Genomic DNA, 22,207 nt, shown 5'->3' on the forward strand with positions numbered 1-22,207 from the left:
CATGAGTAAGATAAAATATACTCCGGAACAAAGAGAAGGTGTATTTTTGAGAAATAAAAATATTATAATATCAGCTCAAGCAGGTGCTGGTAAGACTCAAGTTTTAGGACAAAGAATTATTCATTTGCTTGAAGAAAAAAGAATAGATATAGACAAGTTCTTAATTGTAACATTTACAAATAAAGCTGCTGCCGAGATGAAAGACAGGATAAAAAAGGCTATATCAGATCGAATAAAGGATGTTGATTCAGAAGCTAAAATATTCTTAAAAAAACAATATAATAAAACGACTAATGCTCAAATATCAACTATGCATGCATTTTGTATAGAAGTTCTTAGAAGTTATTTTTATAAATTAGGGATAAATCCTGCATTCAAGATTCTTACCGGTTCAAGTTTAGAAGTTATTAAATGGCAGGCGATGAATGAAGTTTTTGATGATTTATATAAAACTGAAGATTCACAATTTTATTATTTACTTGATAATTTTACTAGAAAATATAGTGATGAATACGTAAAGGAAGTTTTGTTCAAATTATATACTTTTATAAATTCTCAAATTAATCCATTTGAATGGTTTGATTATCAGATAAAAAAATATCATTTTAAGGATTTTTACGAAAACATTAATGAATATAATAATAGAAAAAAAGAGATGTTTTTGTATTATAAAACAAAGATTGATGAATTATATGTAAGATATGAAAAAATTTATGCTGATATAATTTTATATTCTAAGATAAATAATTTAACTATATATAAAGAAAATATTAACTCTGATAATCTTGAAATATTAATTATAAAAAATACTTCTGATTATCAAGAATTACAAGACTCTATAAATAAATTTTCACTTGAAAAAATGGAAAGCATTACGGATAAAAAATGTGAAAAATTGGGAATATCCATTGATGATAGAGATTATCTAAAAAATAATATCAATGAGTATAGGAATTCATTTAAGAAATTAATTTCTGAAATTGTATTAAATGTAGATGAAGATATATATTATGAAGATATATCAAAGAGAAATTTAGAAGCTATGTATATGATATTGGAAAAATTTGATGACAGATTTAAGCTATTAAAATCGAAAAAAAGTTCATTAGATTTTTCGGATATTGAACATCTAACTATTAAATTATTAGATGATGAGGAAGTTGTAGATGAGCTACGTAAAAAATTTGAATATATATTTTTTGATGAATATCAAGATTCAAATCAAGTTCAAAATTATATAGTAAACAAAATATCAAGAGAAACAAATTTATTTTTTGTAGGAGATATTAAACAAAGTATATATAAATTTAGACTTGCAGATCCTTTGATATTTAAGGAAAGATATGAATTATATAAGAAAAATACTGAACTAAACAGTGCCATAGATTTAAAACATAATTTTAGGTCGGAGAGAAAACTTATTTATTTTAATAATTTTATATTTAATAACTTAATGACAGAAGAAATGGGTGATGTAAATTATGATGATGAATCACATAGATTAACACCCGGATTTGATGAATATAATGATGAAAAATCAAATATAGAATTTACATTTATAAAAAAAAATAAAGAAGAATTAAAAGAAATAAATGTAAAAAAAGAATATTATAATAAAAATCCTGAAGCCATTTATGTTGCAGGAAAAATCAAAGAATTACATGAAAGAGGTATTGAATACAATGAAATAGCTATTTTAGCTAGAAATTCTACTATTATTCCGGAAATATGCGAAAATTTAGAGCTATTAAAAATTCCTTTTTATTCTGATTCTACAAAATTTTCATATAATGACGTAGAAATGCAAATTTTTATAGAAATATTAAAAGCTATAGACAATGATACTGATGATATAACATTATTATCAGCCCTAAAGTCAACTATGGGTAATTTTACTGATGAAGATTTGGCTATAATAAGAGGAAATAATAAAGATAATTCATTTAATTATTGTTTTAGAAATTGCTTAAAAGATGAATCTTTTATAAAGGATTATAGTGATATTGCTGAAAAAATTAAAAAATATTTTTCTAAGATAAATAAATATAGAAAATTAGAAAAAAATATGACTATTTCACAATTAGCATGGTATGTTTTATTAGATAGTGGACACATGTCATATGTCTTATCAAAACCTTATGGAGATAAAATTCTGGATAATATAGAAATTTTTATAAGGGAAATTTCTGAATTTGAGAAAGATTCATTTCAAACATTAAATTCATTTATAAATTATATAGATAAAATGATTGAAAGAAAATTAGTTGACAGAGATCCGGGAGCTGAATTATCCGAGGAAGATAATGTTGTAAGGATAATGACTATTCATAAATCTAAGGGATTGGAATTTAATAATGTGTTTTTGGTATCATTAAATACTAAATTTAACGAAGAAGATTTAAAAAGTAATATTGTTTTAAATGACAAATTTGGTATTTCGCTAAAAAATAATATTAAAGATGAAAATGATATTTATACCAGTTTACATTATAGAAAAAATTGTGATTTAAAAAGGAAAGAATTATTATCGGAAGAAGTGAGATTATTATATGTTGCATTGACAAGAGCTACAAAAAGCCTATATTTTGTATCTAGTTCATCTAAAGATATTATTATTGATAATGATTATAAAAGTTTAAGAACATATAGTTCTTGGATGTATTCAATATTATCTAAAGATAAAATTTCCGGTGATTATTTTGATGAAAATAAAGAAACGGATTATTTTAAGGGGAAAAATGTATCAATAAAGTTTAATAATGAAAATTTTGTTGAATTGATAAAAAAATATAATTATCTAAAAGCTGTCGATGATTCGGGTGAAGTGAATATAGGTGAAAATAAAAAGATTGAAAATGAAATTGATAAATTATTAAAGAAATTAGACATTACTTATGATAATTCAAAAATTAATATTCCTTATAAAAAGACGGTAACAGAAATATCTGCAAAAGATAAAAATACTTCATCAGATTTTAAGGATTATGAAATAATATGTGAACAAAAACAAGAAGTTGAAATTAAAGGAATAATGTCAAATAGACCTAGATTTTTACTAGATGATAGTCAAGAAAAAATTTCTAGTCTTGAAAAGGGGAGTCTATATCACTATATATTTGAGATGTTACCTATAATGGAAAATATTGATATAGATGAATTTTTGTTGAATTTAGTAAATAATAACTATATTTCAAAATCAGAATATAACTTTGTTGATAAATCAATAATAACTGATTATGTAAACTCTTTTTTATTTAAGAGATTGTTAAATTCTAAAAATGTATATAAAGAAAAATCTTTTACTATGAAATATAAAGAAGATATTCAAAATAATTCAAATATATATTTAGTAGATGGACAAATTGACATGTATTTTGAAGAAGATGGTGAATTGGTAATTGTTGATTTTAAAACTAATAAAAAAATAGATGAAGAAATATATAAAACACAATTAGAATTGTATAAACAAGGATTGGAAAGAGCTACAGGTAAAAAAGTAAAAGAAAAAATTATATATTGGATATTTCATAATGAATTTTCATCTATATAATTTTTACATATTTCTTTTTTAATATATAATATAGAATATTAACAAATTGAGGTGAAGATGAATAAAATTTTAGGATATTTATTAAATGGGATTGGAAAAATAAATAATTTTCTTATGAAATATACAATAAAAATATTTGAATTGGTTACTAACTTCAGTAAACAGATAAAACTTTTTGTGATTCCAATTTTTATATTAGGTTTAGTTGGACTTTTTATGTTTCCGTTTTTATTATTTTTATTATTATCAAGACATGTACAATATTTGTTGATAATATTACTATTACCTATATTAATTGCTTTTATAGGAGAAAGAAGTCTAATTTATTTGAGAATGTGGGAATATGCTACAAATAATTATTTATTTGAAAAAGCGGAATCAATTACAAAAAAACAAAAAAATACAAAAAAATTCTCTGATTATATAGAAGATTATAAAGAAATGAAGAGAAGAGAATTTGAAGAAGAGATGAGAAGAAGGGAAGAAGCTAGACGAAGAAGACAAGAAGAGGAAAATGCCAAATGGCAAAAAATCTTTGAAGAAGCTTTCGGTCAATTTGGTGAATTTAATGGAGGGGCTTATCAAGGTGGATACGGTAATAATCAAACATATAGTCCTTTTTCACAATTTAAAATTCAATATGAAAATGCTTGTGATGTGTTAGGAGTTTCATATAATTCTGATTATTCTGAAATAAAATCAGTATATAGAAAATTAGCTAAAAAATATCATCCGGATTTAAGTAAAGAAAAGAATGCTGAGGAAATGTTCAAAAAGATAAATAATGCATTTGATTTTCTTTCGGAAGAAAATGTAAAGAGATATAAACAAATATAAGAGGTTAGAATGAAAATAAAAAGTGAAATTAATGTTAAAGAAAATGAAAAAGAGATTTACTTAGCAGGAGGATGTTTTTGGGGGACTCAGGCGTATTTTGATATGATAGATGGAGTTATTGCGACAGAAGTCGGATACGCAAATGGAATAACAGAAAATCCAACATACAAACAAGTATGTACAGGAGCTACAGGATTTGCAGAAACAACAAAAATTATATATAATCCTTTAAAAATCAATTTATATCAATTGTTGGAACAATTTTTTAGAACTATAAATCCTACCTCTCTAAATAAACAGGGAGGAGATATAGGAACCCAATATAGAACAGGTGTATATAGCCTAAATAATGAAGATAGACAGACTGTTAGAGAATTTTTTGAACTGGTTAAAAATAATTATGACAAAGAAATTGTTGTTGAAAATAAAATTATAGAAAATTACTATATAGCAGAAGAGTATCATCAAAAATATTTAGAAAAAAATCCGGGTGGATACTGTCACGTTGACTTATCACTATCTAGTGATGATTTAAAATACACAAAATATGTTAAACCATCTGACGAAGAATTAAAAATTAAATTAACAGAAAAACAATATCAAATAACACAAAATGCAGACACGGAAATGCCATATTCAAGTGAATATGAAGATAATTACGAAAAAGGTCTTTATGTCGATATAGTTACAGGTCAACCATTGTTCGCATCTACAGATAAATTTGATTCCGGTTGTGGATGGCCATCATTTAGTAGACCTATTGAAGATGCTGTAAATTACTATGAAGATAATAAATTAAATAGAAAAAGGATAGAAGTAAAAAGTAAATCAGGAGATACACATTTAGGTCATGTATTTAATGATGGACCAAAAGAGCTTGGGGGATTAAGATATTGTATAAATGGGGACAGCTTAAAATTTATACCATACGATGAAATGGATGAAAAAGGATACTCAGAATATAAAAAATATGTGGAGTAAAAAGTGTTAGGTGAAGAGAAACATACTAAAATAAGAAAATTAAAAGTGAAAAGAAAAAATGATAAAAGGAAAAAATTGATTTTATTTTCTTTTGTATTATTTTTTTTACTGTTTATAATTTTTATAATGCTCAATAGAAAAAATAATACAACTAGGTTTACTTATTCAGATAAGCTATTTAATGAAAAGTTCAAAAACTACAATAAAAATATGTATTATAAAAAATACGATAACAAAGATGGAAAATATAAAGAAAACAAAAATTACAGATTTTTGATAAATAATAAAGTTAAAAATAATTATGAATCATATTTATATGAAAAAGTAAAAACGTATTTAGAAGATAATAATATATTAGAGGAAAATATATCTTTATATATAAAAAAGGGGAATTATGATTTATTAAGAATAAATCATGAAGTAAAAAAGGACAAGATAGAAATATTACCTTTAATGAAGCTTATAGTAATAAGAAATGCAATAGATGAAAAAATCATTAAAATGGAAGATAATATGCTGCTTGATAAATCAGATTTAGTAGGAGGAAGCAAAATATACAATGTATCAAATATTGGAGCTAGTATTAAACTGGATAGGATAATAAATGAAGCTTACATAAATGGGGACAATGCAGCTAAAAATATATTGGATAGGTACTTAGCATATAGAGGTATAAGAATTAATGAATATTTCTCAGATGAATTTAAAGACCATGATTATATTAATTTTTCGGTGAAAGATATAATAAAAGTAATTGAATTATATAATAATAAATCAAATACATTAAATTCGGTTTTTGATCATTATCTAAGAGAAAAAAATGATTTATTTCTTAAATCTATATATAGTAATGTAGGAAATCAAAATATACTAAATAAAAAGGGGAATATTTATGATTATGGTGTTGTGAATACAAATTCTAAATATTATTATGCTATCTTTTTAAACAATATAGAAGAAAAACATATAAACAATATAGGGGATTTAATTAATAGAACAATTGAAGAGGTTGAAAATATACGAAGTATACAGACAAGATGAGATTATATTTAATAATCTCATTTTTTTTATAAAAAAGCTTGACAACATAAAATAAAATTGTTAATATATAAAAGTTGACTGAAACGGAAACTAAGAAAGCGAAAGAAAAATAAAAAAAGCTTGACAAGAGAAATTTCAGATGATAATATATAAAAGTTCACTTAACTTAAGGAAATCTTGAAAAGAAAAAAAACAAAAAAAAGCTTGACAAGATAAAGTAAAAGTGATAATATATAAAAGTCGTCACAAGAGAGATCTTGAGACAATAAAGAACCTAAACAATTAAATAACGTCAATAACTTTTGAGTATGATAATTTCAAAAAATAAGCTAGATCAAACTTTATTTTGAGAGTTTGATCCTGGCTCAGGACGAACGCTGGCGGCGTGCTTAACACATGCAAGTTGAACGAGAATTTTTTAATTAATTTCTTCGGAAAGAGATTAAAGAAGGAAAGTAGCGAACGGGTGAGTAACACGTGAGAAACCTGCCTTTCACAAAGGGATAGCCTCGGGAAACCGGGATTAATACCTTATGACACTTAGATATCGCATGATAATTAAGTTAAAGAATTTCGGTGAAAGATGGTCTCGCGTCTGATTAGCTAGTTGGTAAGGTAACGGCTTACCAAGGCGACGATCAGTAGCCGGATTGAGAGGTTGAACGGCCACACTGGAACTGAGACACGGTCCAGACTCCTACGGGAGGCAGCAGTGGGGAATTTTGCACAATGGGGGGAACCCTGATGCAGCGACGCCGCGTGAACGATGAAGGTCTTCGGATTGTAAAGTTCTGTCCTTAGTGAAGATAATGACTGTAACTAAGAAGCAAGCCCTGGCTAAATACGTGCCAGCAGCCGCGGTAATACGTATGGGGCAAGCGTTGTCCGGAATTATTGGGCGTAAAGGGTACGTAGGCGGTAATTTAAGTCTGAATTTAAAGGCTGTGGCTCAACCATAGTAAGGTTCAGATACTGGATTACTTGAGTAGATGAGGGGAAAGTGGAATTCCATGTGTAGCGGTGAAATGCGTAGATATATGGAGGAACACCTGTGGCGAAGGCGACTTTCTGGAATCTAACTGACGCTGAGGTACGAAGGCGTGGGGAGCAAACAGGATTAGATACCCTGGTAGTCCACGCAGTAAACGATGAGTGCTAGTTGTCGGGAGTCAAATCTCGGTGACGCAGCTAACGCATTAAGCACTCCGCCTGGGGAGTACGTACGCAAGTATGAAACTCAAAGGAATTGACGGGGACCCGCACAAGCAGCGGAGCATGTGGTTTAATTCGAAGCAACGCGAAGAACCTTACCAAGGCTTGACATATACAGGGATATACTAGAGATAGTATAGTTTCTTCGGAAACTTGTATACAGGTGGTGCATGGTTGTCGTCAGCTCGTGTCGTGAGATGTTGGGTTAAGTCCCGTAACGAGCGCAACCCTTATCTTTAGTTACCAGCATTTCGGATGGGGACTCTAGAGAGACTGCCGGTGATAAACCGGAGGAAGGTGGGGATGACGTCAAATCATCATGCCCTATATGTCTTGGGCTACACACGTGCTACAATGGTCTGAACAAAGCGCAGCTACCTCGTGAGAGCAAGCGAATCGCATAAAACAGATCTCAGTTCGGATTGTAGGCTGCAACTCGCCTACATGAAGTCGGAGTTGCTAGTAATCGTGGATCAGAACGCCACGGTGAATGCGTTCCCGGGTCTTGTACACACCGCCCGTCACACCATGGGAGTTGGCAATACCCGAAGCCGTCGAGCTAACCGTTAGGAGGCAGACGTCGAAGGTAGGGTCAATAACTGGGGTGAAGTCGTAACAAGGTAGCCGTATCGGAAGGTGCGGCTGGATCACCTCCTTTCTAAGGAAAAGTTGGTAGAGAAAAAAAGTATTTATCAACTATTAAAAAGAAATTACGATTCAATAGGCATTGACGTTTAGTTTAGTGTTTTATTTTGAACCTAAAACAATTAAATATTATGAAATATTTCTGGTCAAACAGAAAAGAGCGCAAGGTGAATGCCTTGGCATATGGAGCCGAAGAAGGACGTTAGTAAACGAAAGCCACGGTTAGCTGCAACAAGCTATGACCCGTGGGTATCCGAATGGGGAAACCCACATGATGAAGAGTCATGTACCATATACTGAATACATAGGTATATAGGAGGAAAACCCGGAGAACTGAAACATCTAAGTACCCGGAGGAAGAGAAAGAAAACTCGATTTTCTTAGTAGCGGCGAGCGAAAAGGAAAGAGCCCAAATTTGCATAGGCTTTAGGATATCTAGTAGAATTATCTGGAAAGATAAACCATAGAAGGTAAAGGTCCTGTATACGAAAGATAGAATAAAGTAGCATAAAAGAGTACCATCGAACACGTGGAATTCGGTGGGAATATAGGGGGACCACCCCCTAAGGCTAAATACTACCATATGACCGATAGTGAAGAGTACCGTGAGGGAAAGGTGAAAAGAACCCCGAGAGGGGAGTGAAATAGAATCTGAAACCTTGTGCTTACAATCAGTGGAAGCAGGCAGGATCTGTGACCACGTACTTTTTGTAGAACGGGCCAGCGAGTTATGGTATAAGGCGAGGTTAAGTAATTAAGTTACGAAGCCGTAGGGAAACCGAGTGTGAATAGCGCGAGAGTCTTATGCTATAGACCCGAAACTGGGTGATCTATCCATGGTCAGGGTGAAGTTGAAGTAAAATTCAATGGAGGCCCGAACCGGGTATCGTTTAAAAGATATCGGATGAACTGTGGATAGGGGTGAAAAGCCAATCGAACTCAGAGATAGCTGGTTCTCCTCGAAATAGCTTTAGGGCTAGCGTTGATTTGAGATTACTGGAGGTAGAGCACTGAATGGTCGCGGGGCGTTTGACGTTACCAAGATCTATCAAACTCCGAATACCAGATAATTATAATCAGCAGTCAGAACGTGAGGGATAAGCTTCACGCTCAAAAGGGAAACAGCCCAGACCGTCAGCTAAGGTCCCCAAATCATGTTAAGTGGGAAAGGATGTGATTCTACTCAGACAACTAGGATGTTGGCTTAGAAGCAGCCATACATTTAAAGAGTGCGTAATAGCTCACTAGTCAAGTGGAGTTGCGCCGAAGATAAACGGGGCTAAACATGATACCGAAGCTACGGAATTTAGAGACAAGAAGTAAAAGATTTAAGGAAAGTAAGTTTAATCAGAAATATAAAAAGAAAAGACGAAATTAAAATTTCATACGTCAGACATCAGAAAGATTATTCCCGTATGTAAATACGAAAATCAAAGATGAAAAAAGTATAAGAAACAATTTCAAAAGAAGGATTAAATAAACAGAACTTAGAAAATTTACTTCTCGTCTCTAGATTGGTAGAGGAGCATTGTGTACACGTTGAAGCTGAATCGAAAGATAGGTGGAGAGTACACAAGAGAGAATGCTGGCATGAGTAGCGAGAAGGTGAGTGAGAATCTCACCCGTCAAAAACCTAAGGTTTCCTGAGCAAGGCTCGTCCTCTCAGGGTTAGTCGGGACCTAAGCTAAGGCTGAAAAGCGTAGGCGATGGACAACAGGTTGAAATTCCTGTACTGCTAATGATCGTTATAAGAGATGTGTTGACGCAGAAGGTTAACTTAAGCACACGAATGGAAAGGTGTGTCTAAGCACAAAGTTAGGCTCCGGAGGCAAATCCCCGGAGTAACGATGAAGTGTGATGGGGATCGAAATATAAGTAGAGAAGTAAGTGACACCAAGCTGCCGAGAAAAGACACTATCGAGATCAAAAGCACCCGTACCGCAAACCGACACAGGTAGGTAGGAAGAGAATTCTAAGACGCGCGGAAGAACCATTGTTAAGGAACTCGGCAAAATGACCCCGTAACTTCGGGAGAAGGGGTGCCCTCATAAGAGGGCCGCAGTGAATTGGCCCAAGCGACTGTTTACCAAAAACACAAGTATCTGCTAAATCGTAAGACGAAGTATAGGTGCTGACACCTGCCCGGTGCTGGAAGGTCAAGGGGAAGGCTTAGCGCAAGCGAAGGCTAGAACTTAAGCCCCAGTAAACGGCGGCCGTAACTATAACGGTCCTAAGGTAGCGAAATTCCTTGTCGGGTAAGTTCCGACCCGCACGAAAGGTGTAACGATTTGGGCACTGTCTCAACAATGGATCCGGTGAAATTGTATTAGTTGTGAAGATGCAACTTACCCACGCTAGGACGGAAAGACCCCGTGGAGCTTTACTGTAGATTGATATTGGATTTTGAGGTTTAATGTAGAGGATATGTGGGAGACAGAGAATCAGTGGCGCCAGTTGCTGAGGAGTCGCCGTTGGAATACCACACTTTAAGCTTTAAGGTTCTAACCATGCACCCTGAATCGGGTGTTGGGACACTGTCAGTTGGGCAGTTTGACTGGGGCGGTCGCCTCCTAAAAAGTAACGGAGGCGTTCAAAGGTTCGCTCAGAATGGACGGAAACCATTTATAGAGTGCAAAGGCAAAAGCGAGCTTGACTGTGACACCTACAAGTGGAGCAGATACGAAAGTAGGACTTAGTGATCCGGTGGTACCGAGTGGAAGGGCCATCGCTCAACGGATAAAAGCTACCCCGGGGATAACAGGCTTATCTCCCCCAAGAGTTCACATCGACGGGGAGGTTTGGCACCTCGATGTCGGCTCGTCTCATCCTGGGGCTGGAGTAGGTCCCAAGGGTTGGGCTGTTCGCCCATTAAAGAGGCACGCGAGCTGGGTTCAGAACGTCGCGAGACAGTTCGGTCCCTATCCAGCGTGGGCGTAAGAAATTTGAGAGGAGCTGTCCTTAGTACGAGAGGACCGGGATGGACAGACCGCTGGTGTATCAGTTGTCATGCCAATGGCACGGCTGAGTAGCTAAGTCTGGAAGGGATAAGTGCTGAAGGCATCTAAGTACGAAGCCCCCCTCAAGATAAGATTTCTAAAAGAGTCCTTGTAGAAAATGAGGTTGATAGGTCGAAGGTGGAAGTGCAGTAATGTATGTAGCTAATCGATACTAATAACTCGAAAGTTTGACCAGAAATATTTCATAATATAGATTGCAAAAGGTTTGAAAAAATGATATAATAGATTAGAAAAAAATGTGGTGACAATAGCGAAGGGGATACACCTGTACCCATCTCGAACACAGAAGTTAAGCCCTTCAACGCTGATGGTACTTGGCTGGTAACGGCCTGGGAGAGTAGGAAGTTGCCAAATTGAGAAGAGAACACGTAAGTGTTCTTTTTTTGTTGAGTTAAATTAAATAGATATAGACTAAATTATGTAATTTTTTTATAATTTCTAATAATAATACTGGATTTTATAACGTAAATTTGGTAAAATTATACTGTATCAATTTTGATAAAAATTTATTTAATGGGGGACAAATAAATGAGTAAAATAATAGTAGTTGGAGCTAATCATGCTGGGACAGCAGCTATTAGAACTATTTTAAATAATTATCCTGATCATGAATTGACAGTTTACGATAGTAATAACAATATTTCATTTTTAGGATGTGGAATGGCACTTTGGATTGGAAATCAAATTTCTAAACCGGATGGACTTTTTTATGCAAGTAAGGAAGAATTTGAAGCAAAAGGTGCTAAAGTATTTATGGAATCTGAAGTTTATGATATAGACTTTGATGCAAAAAAAGTTTTCGTAAGATTTAAGGATGGTAAAGAAATAACCGATAATTATGATAAATTAATATTAGGTACTGGATCATTGCCAATTACTCCAAATATACCGGGAAAAGATTTAGAAAATGTTCAACAAGTAAAAATATATCAAAATGCTGTTGAAGTTGTTGAAAAATTACATAATCCGGATATTAAAGATATTACTGTAGTAGGTGCAGGATATATAGGAGTTGAACTTGTTGAAGCTTTTGAAAGACATGGTAAAAATGTTACTTTGATTGATATTACTGAGACTGTTTTACCTGCATATTATGATCAACCATTCACAGATTTGATGAGAAAAAATTTGAAAGATCATAATATTAACTTAGAACTTGGTCAAATGGTTAAAGAAATAAAGGGAATTAATGGAAAGGTTAGCTCTGTTGTTACAGATAAAAAAGAAATTAAATCTGATATGGTAATTATGTGTATTGGATTTAGACCAAATACATCACTTGGAGAAGGTAGGTTAGAATTATTTAAAAATGGAGCATATTTGGTAAATAAAAAACAGGAAACAAACATAAAAGATGTATATGCAATTGGTGACTGTGCAACTATTTATGATAACTCAATTGATAATATTAACTATATTGCATTGGCATCAAATGCTGCAAGAAGTGGTATTGTTGCTGGACATAATGCATCTGGTGGTAATGTGGAATCGAATGGTGTTCAAGGTTCAAATGGTATTAGCATTTATGGATTAAATATGGTATCTACAGGTATTACTGTTGGAAAAGCTGAAAAATTAGGTATTGATGTATTATATACTGACTATGATGATACTCAAAAACCAGGATTTATTGAAACAAAAAATCCAAATGTAAAGGTAAGAATTGTATATGATAAAAATACAAGGGTAGTACTTGGGGCACAGATGGCTTCAGAATATGATATGTCGATGGGGATTCATATGTTTTCATTGGCTATTCAAGAGGGAGTTACAATTGATAGATTAAAATTATTAGATTTATTCTTCTTGCCTCATTTTAACCAACCATATAACTATATTGCATTAGCAGCAATAAATGCAAAATAACATATTAAGTTATATTTAGGGATGTTATAAATTTAGTAAAAAATTGTCATTGTTAATGGCAATTTTTTATATTTTAAATGAAATAAAATTTCCTATGTTATATAATTAAATGTATATAAGTGGAAATTTTATCATTTAAAATATATTTGATTTATGATAAAATTTTAGGGTTAGGAGTTAAGATGAAATTAACAAAAGGAGACAAAATTCTAATTCTAATTCTTGTAATTTTCAGTCTTTTATTTGCTTTTTATATAACAAATGTAAATAAAAAAGTTACTGGAAAATATGTTAGTATACAAGTTAATGGTGAAGAGATAAATGCTATTAGGTTTTCAAAGGATATTATTGGAAAAAAGTATACTATCAAAACAAAATACGGAAAAAATGTTATTGAATTTGGAGATGATGAATTGAAAATTATTGAATCATCTTGCCTTGACAAATTATGTATAAAGCAAGGAAAAATAAGTCAAGTTGGTCAATTGTTAGTTTGTTTGCCAAATAGATTGGTTATTGAAATAAGAACAGATAGCCAAGATAAAAATAATTTAGATAGCATGGTATTTTAGTATGAATAAAGACATTAGAGATATGGTGTTTACAGGGATTTTAATTGCGATGGCATTAGCTGTGTCACTTGTTGAGAGGATGATACCAATTCCATTTGTAATGCCGGGAGCTAAACTTGGATTATCAAATATTATAATATTGGTAACTTTAATGGTTTATGGATTTGAGAGAGGATTGATCGTTGCATCATTGAAATCAGTTTTATTGATGATAATAATCGGTTTTGGACCAAGTTTTATATATAGTTTTTCAGGAGCTATTTTTAGCACTGTTATGATGTGGATTGCCTATAGATATTTTAATCAAAAGATTATGATATTTAGTATTATAGGGGTGAGTATAATTGGAGCTGTTTCACATAATTTTGCACAGATTACTGCTGCTGCATATATTTTGAAGTCACTTATGATTTATACTTATTTTCCTTTTTTAACAATTATAGGCATTATAACTGGATATTTTGTAGGATTAGGTTCATATAATGTGGCTTCTCATTTGAAAAAAATAGAAAATTTTTAAGGAGCAAATATGAACAATTATACTATAAAAGAACTTTCATTAAATGATAGACCAATGGAAAAGTTAATGAATTGTGGTGTTGAAAGCTTAAGTGATATTGAGCTTTTGGCGATTCTGATTGGAAGTGGTACCAAAACAAAAAATGCAATTGCTTTGGCAGATGAAATATTGAAAATAAAAATAAAAGATAATAGTTTGTTGTATACAACTATCGAGCAATTAATGCAGATTGAAGGTATTGGGCTTACAAAATCATGTAGGATAATTTCAGGATTAGAACTCGGAAAAAGATTATCCAAGATAGATAGATTTGAAAAAATATCACTAGATTCACCACAATCTGTAGCTAATTATTTGTATATTCACTATAGTCAATCAATTAGGGAAGAATTTTGTATTTTGCTTTTAGATACAAAAAATAAAGTGATTTCAATAGAAACTATTTCAATTGGTACAATAAATCAGTCACTTGTTCATCCAAGAGAAGTATTTAGAATTGCAATAATGAAAAATTCTAATAGTATAATATTGACTCACAACCATCCAAGTGGTGATCCTACACCAAGTAGAGAAGATATATTAATCACAGAAAGATTGATTAAAGCAGGAGAATATCTAGGAATAAAAATCTTAGATCATTTAGTAATAGGAAAAAATAAATTTATAAGTTTGAGAGAAAAAAAATTAGTTAAAGGATTTTAATATGAGTTTATTAAATATATTTGGGGCAAATCTTGCTATTGATTTGGGAACAGCAAATACACTAGTTTATAAAGAAAAAGAAGGTATCATAATAAATGAAGCCTCAGCAGTTGCATTTGATACAAGAACTGCTGAGGTAGTTGCAATAGGTAATGCTGCATATGATATGTATGGAAAATCACCAGAAAATGTTATGATTTTGAGACCATTAGAAAATGGAAAGATTTCTAATTTTGAAGTTACAAAAATATTATTTAAGTATTGCATTGATAAAGCTATAGAGGGTTTTACATTATTTCAACCTAAGGTTGTTATAACTGCACCAAGTGGCATTTCTGATATAGAATTGAGAGCATTAGAGGATGCATGTACATATTCTGGAGCTAGAGATGTGTACATTGTTGAATCTACACTTGCAAGTGCTATAGGAAGCGATATTGATATTTCAAAAAAAGAGGGTAGATTAATAGTTGATTTTGGTGCCGGAAGTACGGAAATATCTATTATCAGTATGAATGGTATTGTTATATCTAAAAATATAAAATATGGTGGAGATTATGTTGATCAGGAAATAATTGACTATATTTATGATAAGCATTCATTGATTATTGGAAAAACTACTGCGAAAGAAGCTAAAGAGAGTATAGGTGCTATCGGAGATATCACAACTTTTAGTGAAAAAGAAATTAGTGGAAGAGATGTTATGACAGGGATGCCTTTAAGCATAATAATTAATTCATCTGATATTATAGAAGCAATCAATGATACATATAAATCTATTCTTGATGGTATTAGGTATGTTTTAGAAAAAAATCCACCAGAACTGTCTAAAGATATATTAAAAAATGGAATATTTATTACTGGTGGTGGAAGTAGACTAAAAAACCTTGATATATATCTTGAAAAAGAATTAGGGTTAAAATTAGTAAAGTCAAAAAATCCATTTTCAGATGCTATCAACGGGGCAGGAACAATAGTAACTAATTTAGAAGAATATAAGAAAATTGGGAAATAAATATGTTATATTATAATGAAAAAAAGCAAAATAAAAAGCATGTTATAAGAATACTAATTTTATTAATTATGATATTCTTATCTATTATAAATCCAAAAACGAATAATTATTTAACTGGTATTTTTGGTTTGATTACAAAACCATTTACAGTTTTGACGTCTGTTGTTACAAATGGAATAAATGATGTAATAGATTTCACGTTTGGAAGTAAACCTAATAGAGATATGGTAAATAAATTAAAGGCTGAAAATGAAGAATTAAAAAAACAAGTAAACGATTTGACATTTGTAGTTGATAATAAGGAATACTTAAAACAAAATTATGATTTTATGAGAAATGCTAATTTAATGAATGCTAAAGTTATTATGCAGGATAATGATATATTTTTTAGTAATTTTAAGATAAATAAGGGATCATTAAATGGAATAAAAGTAGGGGATATAATAGTAAATGCATATAATGATAGTAATTCTAAAGGGGCGTTGACAGGTGTTGTTACATCAGTTGGATTGAATTCATCAGATGTATCATCAATATTAAATTCTAAATATAATATAACATTTGTTGATTCTAAATCAGATATTACTGGTGTTATAGATGAAAGATATGATGGATATTTATATGGATATCTTTTAGAGAAAAAAGATATTAAAGTTGGCGAAAAAATTTATACATCTGGTACAGGTGGAAGATATCCAAGAGGTGTATATATCGGTGATGTAGTAGAAGTTAAAGAAAGTGTTGATAGATTAAAAAAAATTGTTAAAATTAAAAGTCCAATCAATTTTTCAAAAATGTATAATGTATATGTTTTACCAATTAAGGAGTAATAATGAAAGGGTTAAAAATTATAATTTTATTTATATTAAATTTATTAATAGATTTAACAATATTATCAAAATATAATTTATATGGTGTTGTTCCAAGTATTACTATACCTTTGATTATTGTTCTTTCAATTTATTCAAAAAAAGAAAAAATTGTATATTATGGCTTATTTCAAGGTCTTTTACAAGATATAGCATTTGGTAATACATTAGGACTTAAGGCTCTATTATTTTATTTAATTTCATATTATGTATATACACTTAATATAAATGAACATAAAAATTTAGCTAAAAATTATTTATATCTAGTAATTGCGATAGTATTAAAAAAATTATATGTAATCATTATGAATTTAGTTATTTATAGAAATTCAAATATAATATTTAAGGAACTATTTAATTTTTCAATATTTGTTGAAATATTATTAAGTTTAGTCATTTTTATACTTATAAATTTTATAATGTATAGAATAGAAAAAAATAAACTAAGAAGTATTGTATAGGAGGTAATATGAAGAAAAATAGATTAAGAATTGTTTTCATAGTTTTCTTAATAGCTTTCTTAGTTTTAATTTCAAGGCTTTTTGAATTAACTATTATAAATGGATCAAAATATAAAAAATTTTCAGATAACAATAGAATAAAGCAAATTAATCTAGACTCTACTAGAGGAATTATATATGATAGAAATGGTATAGCTCTTGCAGATAATAAAGCAATATATTCATTGATAGCATATAAAGATAGATTTAGTGCATTATCTGATAAACAAAAAAAATCCATATTATTAGAGGTAACTAAATATCTTGAAAATGAAGGAATTAGTTTTGCAAATAATGATAAATTTGGTATTTATGAATTTATATATAAAAAAAGGGAAGATTATTTTAAAGAAAAAGTTTTACCTGATGAAAAAGTTATTAAAGCAATTCAAGATAAAAAAATATTAGAGAAAATATTTTTATCAAGTTATAAATATGATTCAGATAAAATTATTTTTTATCCTATAAAGAGAATGATAGACTATATTAAATTAAGAGGGACACAAATGCCTCTTAATCTAAAATTTGATAATGATAAAATTGTAGTCGAATTTGATAAAAATGATCAATATGAAAGATTAATAAAAACTAAAGAAGTAACAAATGATACCAAACCATTAGACTATTTTATCGCAAAAGTTATAAACGATGACAGTTTTTTAGATTATTTAATATCACATCCATTATCTAGAAAAATTGTATATGATGTATTAAAAGAAAATAAAAAAGAATCTAATATAATTCTTTCAGATGTAGTATTTAATTTAGATAAAAATTTTATAGAAGAAAAAGCTAGATTAAGTAAGGTAACGCCAAAAATTACTTTTAATTCAGATGCTAAATCTGATTTTTTAAATTTAGTAAAAGACATTTCTATAAAAAAATTATTAGAAACAGCGTATAAGGATAAGGAACAATTTATCATACCTGCAAGTAAATTGATAATATTACTTGAAAAAAATGGAGTAAAGACAAATATAAAGTTTAATATTAATGAGGAAAATAAAACTGTAGAATTATATTATGGAGAGGATACTCAAAATGTAGACACAAGGTTAAAACCTGTAGATGCATTAATTAAGTATGCTAAAGATGCTAATTTATTGGATGATTTTATTGTATCGGAAGATATAATCTACTATGCCCAATCATCTATATTTGAATCCGGAATATATCCAAAAATATATTTGAAAGATTGGCAATATTCATATATAAAAGATAAAGAAGATTTAGTTGATGGTGAAAAAAAGGATATATCAGCTAAAGAATTTTTTGAAAAATATGCAAAAGACCATAGTTTAGATTTTAAGGATAATTATTTACAATTTTCAACATTATCTATTTTAGAAAAAATAAATTCTAGAGGATATTTAGCATATTCTCCTATAGAAATAGCAAAAAACCTTAATAAAAATTCTATTGTAAAAATTGAAGAAAGAATCCCTAAAGATTCCGGATTTGAGATAATTTTGGAATCTAACAGAAATTATCCATTTAGAAATTTGGCATCTCATATGCTGGGATATATAGGCAAAATTTCTAGTGAAAAAGAAATAGACAAATATGTTGAATATAAAAAGTATGACCTAAATGACGTAATCGGAAAATATGGATTAGAAGAAAGTTTTGAAGATACATTGAGGGGAGCAAAAGGAAAAAAACTAGTTTATACAGATGTTTACGGAAAGACAACTGATGTAATTGAAGAAACAAAATCAGTTCCCGGAAATAATTTATATACTTCAATAGATATTAATTTACAAAGACAAACTGAAAAAATTATTGATGATTTGTTGAATTCTATAAGTACAGGGAAAAATTATGATTCTTATTTTGGACCATATAGTATGGCTGTATCACCTAAAGCAAAAATAGCTTCAGCTGTGGTTATAGATACAAAAACTGGACAAATTTTATCTATGGTTTCAAAACCGGATTATGACCCTAATTTATTTGTAAATGGTATTTCAAATTATGCGTGGGATAAATTAAATAATTTAGACCCAAATGATATTTATGCTCCAAGACCAATATTAAATAATGTATTACAGTCAGCGTTTATTCCGGGATCAACATTTAAGACTGTAGTTTCACTTGCAGCATTAGAAAAAGGGTTAGACCCAAATGATCCTATTTATACATCTGGATATATAGAAATTGGAGATAACAGGTTTTATGAACTTTTATTTTCTCAAACAGGTAAAACATGGGGAAATTTAAATTTATATGATGCATTAAAGGTATCAAGTAACTTTTATTTTTATGTTTTAGGTTTAGGATATAATCCGGAAAAACAAAATGATGTAAATGTACAAGTTACACTTAATGATATAAATAATATAACTAAAAAGCTAGGCTTACAAAATCCAACAGGTATAGAAATAAATTATCCTTCAGAATCCGGAGGAACTTCTCCAAGTATTGAAGGTAAGAGAAATATTGTTAGAATACAACTAAGATATTACTTGGAAAATAATTTACAAAAATATTCTAAAAACAATGTTAAAATTAATGATGTTAAATTGAAACATGATATTAACACAATAGTTTCATGGGTAGATAAAGGTGCTGATAATTCTAGAGATGATATAATTAAAAATTTAGAAAGTATGGGTTATGAAGCTGAAAAAATAATAGAAGGTCAAAATGATAATTTGGCTGATAGAATAAAATATACTTATTTAAATTTAGCTGTTTGGACGACATCTGATTCGCTAAACATGGTTATAGGACAGGGGCAAAATTCTTATACACCTATACAAATGGCACAATTAGCTTCTATTATTGCAAATGATGGGAAGTTGGTTCACCCTACATTGATTAATAAGATTAAAAATTATAATAATAGTAAACTTATTTATTCTCAAACACCAAAATCAAAAGATACAGGTATAAATATTAACAGTTTTAAGGCTGTTAAGGAAGGAATGAGAAGAGCATCTACAGAAGTATCGTACAGACAAAATTTTCCGTTTGAAATCGGATCAAAAACTGGTACAGCACAATTAGGAAGTATTGACCCTAAAACAGGAAAAAGTTATGAAGATTTAGTTTCGGAAATATCATTCGGACCATTAAATACACCGGAGATAGCAGTGTATGTTTCTGTTGTAGAAGGTGGAAAATCATCAAATGTTAGAGGGGCAGTAAATGATATTTATTATGCATATTATAAATATGTAAAAAAAGATCCTGCTTTTACAAATACGAGACCGGGTGAATTAGAAGAAATAAAAAAATAGAAAGAATGAGATTGGAATGAAAAAATATTATATAAATATAAACCAATATAAATTCTTGATTGAAAAATTCCCAGAAATCTTAAAAAAGTTTTCTGGGAAAACTTTAATATTAAGTTTAATTCAAGAAGATAGAAGTTTGGAAAAAAAATTAAAAATAAGTGATGAAATTATATATGATAATTCAGACTATATAAATGGGACTGTAGGATTTACTAAAGCTATTATGGAAATAGATGAAAACTTAGAAATTTTACCTTCATCGTATAAAATGAAAGAAACGTCCGTTGATTTTAATAAAATATTAGACGAAATAGATGGAGAAGAATATGAAAATTTAATCGTTTTATTTGATGATAAAATGGTTATTGAAAATATGATGAAATCTTCTAATGAAGAAATTAAAAAATTATTTAGTGGATTAGATATAGAGGATTTTATACATGAAGAAATTAATCGAGAAGAAATAATAGAAAAAGAAATTATGGATGAAAATATTGAGAAAATAGAAGATAAACAAGAAATTAATAATACGGACAATAAAAAAATTTTAGTAAAGAAAGTTTCAATATTTGAAAAAATAAAAAGGTTATTTAGAAAAAATGGATAATTTTAAATTTTTTTATGAAAAAGATGAAGAATTAATATGTGGAGAAGTTAAAAATAAAAGACTAATAGAATATATAGATTTAAGAAATAATATTCTAGGAAACATATACCGTGCTAAGGTTATAGACTATATAAATTCTATGAACGCATATGTATTAAATATTGGTCAATCTAAAAACGCTCTTTTAAGAAAAAAATTTTTAATTGAAGATATAAAACTTGGAGATGATGTTATTGTAGAGATTATAAAAGTTCCCGATAATGATAAAATGATTGAAGCAAGTCAAAAAATCAGTATAACTGATGGATATTTAATTTTAATGCCATATATTAAAGATAGTTTAAAAAATGTAAAATTTAATTTTGATTTACCATATAAATTAAGGACAAGAGCAAAAGAAATATCAAATGAAGAAATAAGGAAAAGATATTATAACTTAATTGAGGATTTTAATAAAATATTAAAAGAAAAAAATTTTTTACCTACTCCAAAATTAATTTATAAAGGTAAGTTTTTAAGAGATTATTTAATAGATTACGACATGGATGTCATATCCAATAATAAAAATCAATATGCAAATATAATTGATAATGAATTTAATCCTAAATATAATCAAATAATTTCATTAGATTTAGCAAAATCTTTAGAAAGAAAAATATTAAGTGATGATGTAGAGATAGTTATAGACAACTTAGAAGCACTGACAGTTATAGATATTAATTCTAAATATTCTGATCATAGTTTAGATAAAGAAGCATTATCATTAAATGTAAATATAAAGAGTATTGAAGAAATAGCAATTCAAATTAAATTAAGAAAAATAAAAAAAATGATAATAATTGATTTTTTAAGGATGAATTTAAAAAATAAAAAAGCATTAATAAATAATGTTAAAAATATTTTTGAACAATATAATATCAAACATAAAATAATGGGATTTTCAAACATGGATTTGTTTGAAATTATAGTGTTTTAGTTTGACAATAAGAAGTTAAGATGATATAATATTTCAGTATCTAAACCGCATACAG

Annotated in this window: 14 protein-coding genes and 3 rRNA genes; all 17 read left to right on the forward strand. The window is 29.3% G+C overall.

Annotated features, from left to right (window positions below):
- The first annotated feature begins 1 nt into the window (after nt 1).
- The 17 genes from EQF90_RS02870 to EQF90_RS02950 all read left to right on the forward strand — a co-directional run bounded on the left by EQF90_RS02870 (nt 2) and on the right by EQF90_RS02950 (nt 22,152).
- On the forward strand, nt 2–3,550 hold the full coding sequence (locus EQF90_RS02870; RefSeq protein ID WP_134711787.1) for a UvrD-helicase domain-containing protein: 3,549 nt from the start codon (nt 2–4) through the stop codon (nt 3,548–3,550).
- Nucleotides 3,551–3,607: 57 nt separating this feature from the next.
- Nucleotides 3,608–4,387: a DnaJ domain-containing protein gene (locus EQF90_RS02875; RefSeq protein WP_134711786.1), complete on the forward strand. Its 780-nt coding sequence runs from the start codon at nt 3,608–3,610 to the stop codon at nt 4,385–4,387.
- A 9-nt stretch (nt 4,388–4,396) separates the two neighbouring features.
- Nucleotides 4,397–5,368: a peptide-methionine (R)-S-oxide reductase MsrB gene (msrB, locus tag EQF90_RS02880; protein ID WP_134711785.1), complete on the forward strand. Its 972-nt coding sequence runs from the start codon at nt 4,397–4,399 to the stop codon at nt 5,366–5,368.
- Between the two features lie 3 nt (nt 5,369–5,371).
- On the forward strand, nt 5,372–6,409 hold the full coding sequence (locus EQF90_RS02885; RefSeq protein WP_134711784.1) for a hypothetical protein: 1,038 nt from the start codon (nt 5,372–5,374) through the stop codon (nt 6,407–6,409).
- Nucleotides 6,410–6,751: 342 nt separating this feature from the next.
- Nucleotides 6,752–8,279, forward strand: a 16S ribosomal RNA gene (locus tag EQF90_RS02890).
- A gap of 131 nt (nt 8,280–8,410) precedes the next feature.
- Nucleotides 8,411–11,458 (forward strand): 23S ribosomal RNA (locus EQF90_RS02895).
- A 62-nt stretch (nt 11,459–11,520) separates the two neighbouring features.
- Nucleotides 11,521–11,637: ribosomal RNA gene (gene rrf, locus EQF90_RS02900) — 5S ribosomal RNA — on the forward strand.
- The 16S, 23S and 5S rRNA genes sit together here, the layout of an rRNA operon.
- Nucleotides 11,638–11,811: 174 nt before the next feature.
- The gene (gene nox, locus EQF90_RS02905; RefSeq protein WP_134711683.1) at nt 11,812–13,149 is read left to right on the forward strand and encodes a H2O-forming NADH oxidase; all 1,338 of its coding nucleotides are present in this window, start codon (nt 11,812–11,814) and stop codon (nt 13,147–13,149) included.
- A gap of 182 nt (nt 13,150–13,331) precedes the next feature.
- A complete protein-coding gene (locus tag EQF90_RS02910) occupies nt 13,332–13,721 on the forward strand; it encodes a NusG domain II-containing protein (protein WP_134711684.1) in 390 nt (129 codons plus the stop codon).
- Nucleotide 13,722: 1 nt separating this feature from the next.
- Nucleotides 13,723–14,241 (forward strand): Gx transporter family protein, encoded by a 519-nt coding sequence (locus tag EQF90_RS02915; RefSeq protein WP_134711685.1) that lies wholly within the window; start codon nt 13,723–13,725, stop codon nt 14,239–14,241.
- A 9-nt stretch (nt 14,242–14,250) separates the two neighbouring features.
- The gene (gene radC / locus EQF90_RS02920) at nt 14,251–14,943 is read left to right on the forward strand and encodes a RadC family protein (RefSeq protein WP_134711686.1); all 693 of its coding nucleotides are present in this window, start codon (nt 14,251–14,253) and stop codon (nt 14,941–14,943) included.
- 1 nt (nt 14,944) lies between these two features.
- The gene (mreB, locus tag EQF90_RS02925) at nt 14,945–15,958 is read left to right on the forward strand and encodes a rod shape-determining protein (RefSeq protein ID WP_134711687.1); all 1,014 of its coding nucleotides are present in this window, start codon (nt 14,945–14,947) and stop codon (nt 15,956–15,958) included.
- A 2-nt stretch (nt 15,959–15,960) separates the two neighbouring features.
- A complete protein-coding gene (gene mreC, locus EQF90_RS02930; RefSeq protein WP_134711688.1) occupies nt 15,961–16,788 on the forward strand; it encodes a rod shape-determining protein MreC in 828 nt (275 codons plus the stop codon).
- Nucleotides 16,789–16,790: 2 nt separating this feature from the next.
- Nucleotides 16,791–17,288 carry a rod shape-determining protein MreD gene (mreD, locus tag EQF90_RS02935; protein WP_134711689.1) on the forward strand — a complete coding sequence of 166 codons (498 nt, stop codon included), beginning with the start codon at nt 16,791–16,793 and terminating at the stop codon, nt 17,286–17,288.
- Between the two features lie 8 nt (nt 17,289–17,296).
- On the forward strand, nt 17,297–20,569 hold the full coding sequence (locus EQF90_RS02940; RefSeq protein ID WP_134711690.1) for a penicillin-binding transpeptidase domain-containing protein: 3,273 nt from the start codon (nt 17,297–17,299) through the stop codon (nt 20,567–20,569).
- 16 nt (nt 20,570–20,585) lie between these two features.
- Nucleotides 20,586–21,176: a hypothetical protein gene (locus EQF90_RS02945; RefSeq protein ID WP_134711691.1), complete on the forward strand. Its 591-nt coding sequence runs from the start codon at nt 20,586–20,588 to the stop codon at nt 21,174–21,176.
- Entirely contained in the window at nt 21,169–22,152 is a 984-nt protein-coding gene (locus tag EQF90_RS02950) for a ribonuclease E/G (protein WP_134711692.1), read from the forward strand. The genes EQF90_RS02945 and EQF90_RS02950 overlap by 8 nt, the downstream gene beginning before the upstream one ends.
- Nucleotides 22,153–22,207: the final 55 nt, after the last annotated feature.

This window comes from Helcococcus ovis (assembly GCF_004524775.2).
Classification (GTDB): Bacteria; Bacillota; Clostridia; order Tissierellales; family Peptoniphilaceae; genus Helcococcus; species Helcococcus ovis.

Excerpts from the sequence above, each read along its gene's own strand:
- EQF90_RS02910 (WP_134711684.1), top strand. The coding sequence starts at position 13,332 with ATGAAATTAACAAAAGGAGACAAAATTCTAATTCTAATTCTTGTAATT.
- EQF90_RS02915 (WP_134711685.1), top strand. The coding sequence starts at position 13,723 with ATGAATAAAGACATTAGAGATATGGTGTTTACAGGGATTTTAATTGCG.
- EQF90_RS02940 (WP_134711690.1), top strand. The coding sequence starts at position 17,297 with ATGAAGAAAAATAGATTAAGAATTGTTTTCATAGTTTTCTTAATAGCT.
- nox (WP_134711683.1), top strand. The coding sequence starts at position 11,812 with ATGAGTAAAATAATAGTAGTTGGAGCTAATCATGCTGGGACAGCAGCT.
- mreC (WP_134711688.1), top strand. The coding sequence starts at position 15,961 with ATGTTATATTATAATGAAAAAAAGCAAAATAAAAAGCATGTTATAAGA.
- mreD (WP_134711689.1), top strand. The coding sequence starts at position 16,791 with ATGAAAGGGTTAAAAATTATAATTTTATTTATATTAAATTTATTAATA.
- EQF90_RS02950 (WP_134711692.1), top strand. The coding sequence starts at position 21,169 with ATGGATAATTTTAAATTTTTTTATGAAAAAGATGAAGAATTAATATGT.
- radC (WP_134711686.1), top strand. The coding sequence starts at position 14,251 with ATGAACAATTATACTATAAAAGAACTTTCATTAAATGATAGACCAATG.
- EQF90_RS02875 (WP_134711786.1), top strand. The coding sequence starts at position 3,608 with ATGAATAAAATTTTAGGATATTTATTAAATGGGATTGGAAAAATAAAT.
- EQF90_RS02870 (WP_134711787.1), top strand. The coding sequence starts at position 2 with ATGAGTAAGATAAAATATACTCCGGAACAAAGAGAAGGTGTATTTTTG.
- mreB (WP_134711687.1), top strand. The coding sequence starts at position 14,945 with ATGAGTTTATTAAATATATTTGGGGCAAATCTTGCTATTGATTTGGGA.
- msrB (WP_134711785.1), top strand. The coding sequence starts at position 4,397 with ATGAAAATAAAAAGTGAAATTAATGTTAAAGAAAATGAAAAAGAGATT.
- EQF90_RS02945 (WP_134711691.1), top strand. The coding sequence starts at position 20,586 with ATGAAAAAATATTATATAAATATAAACCAATATAAATTCTTGATTGAA.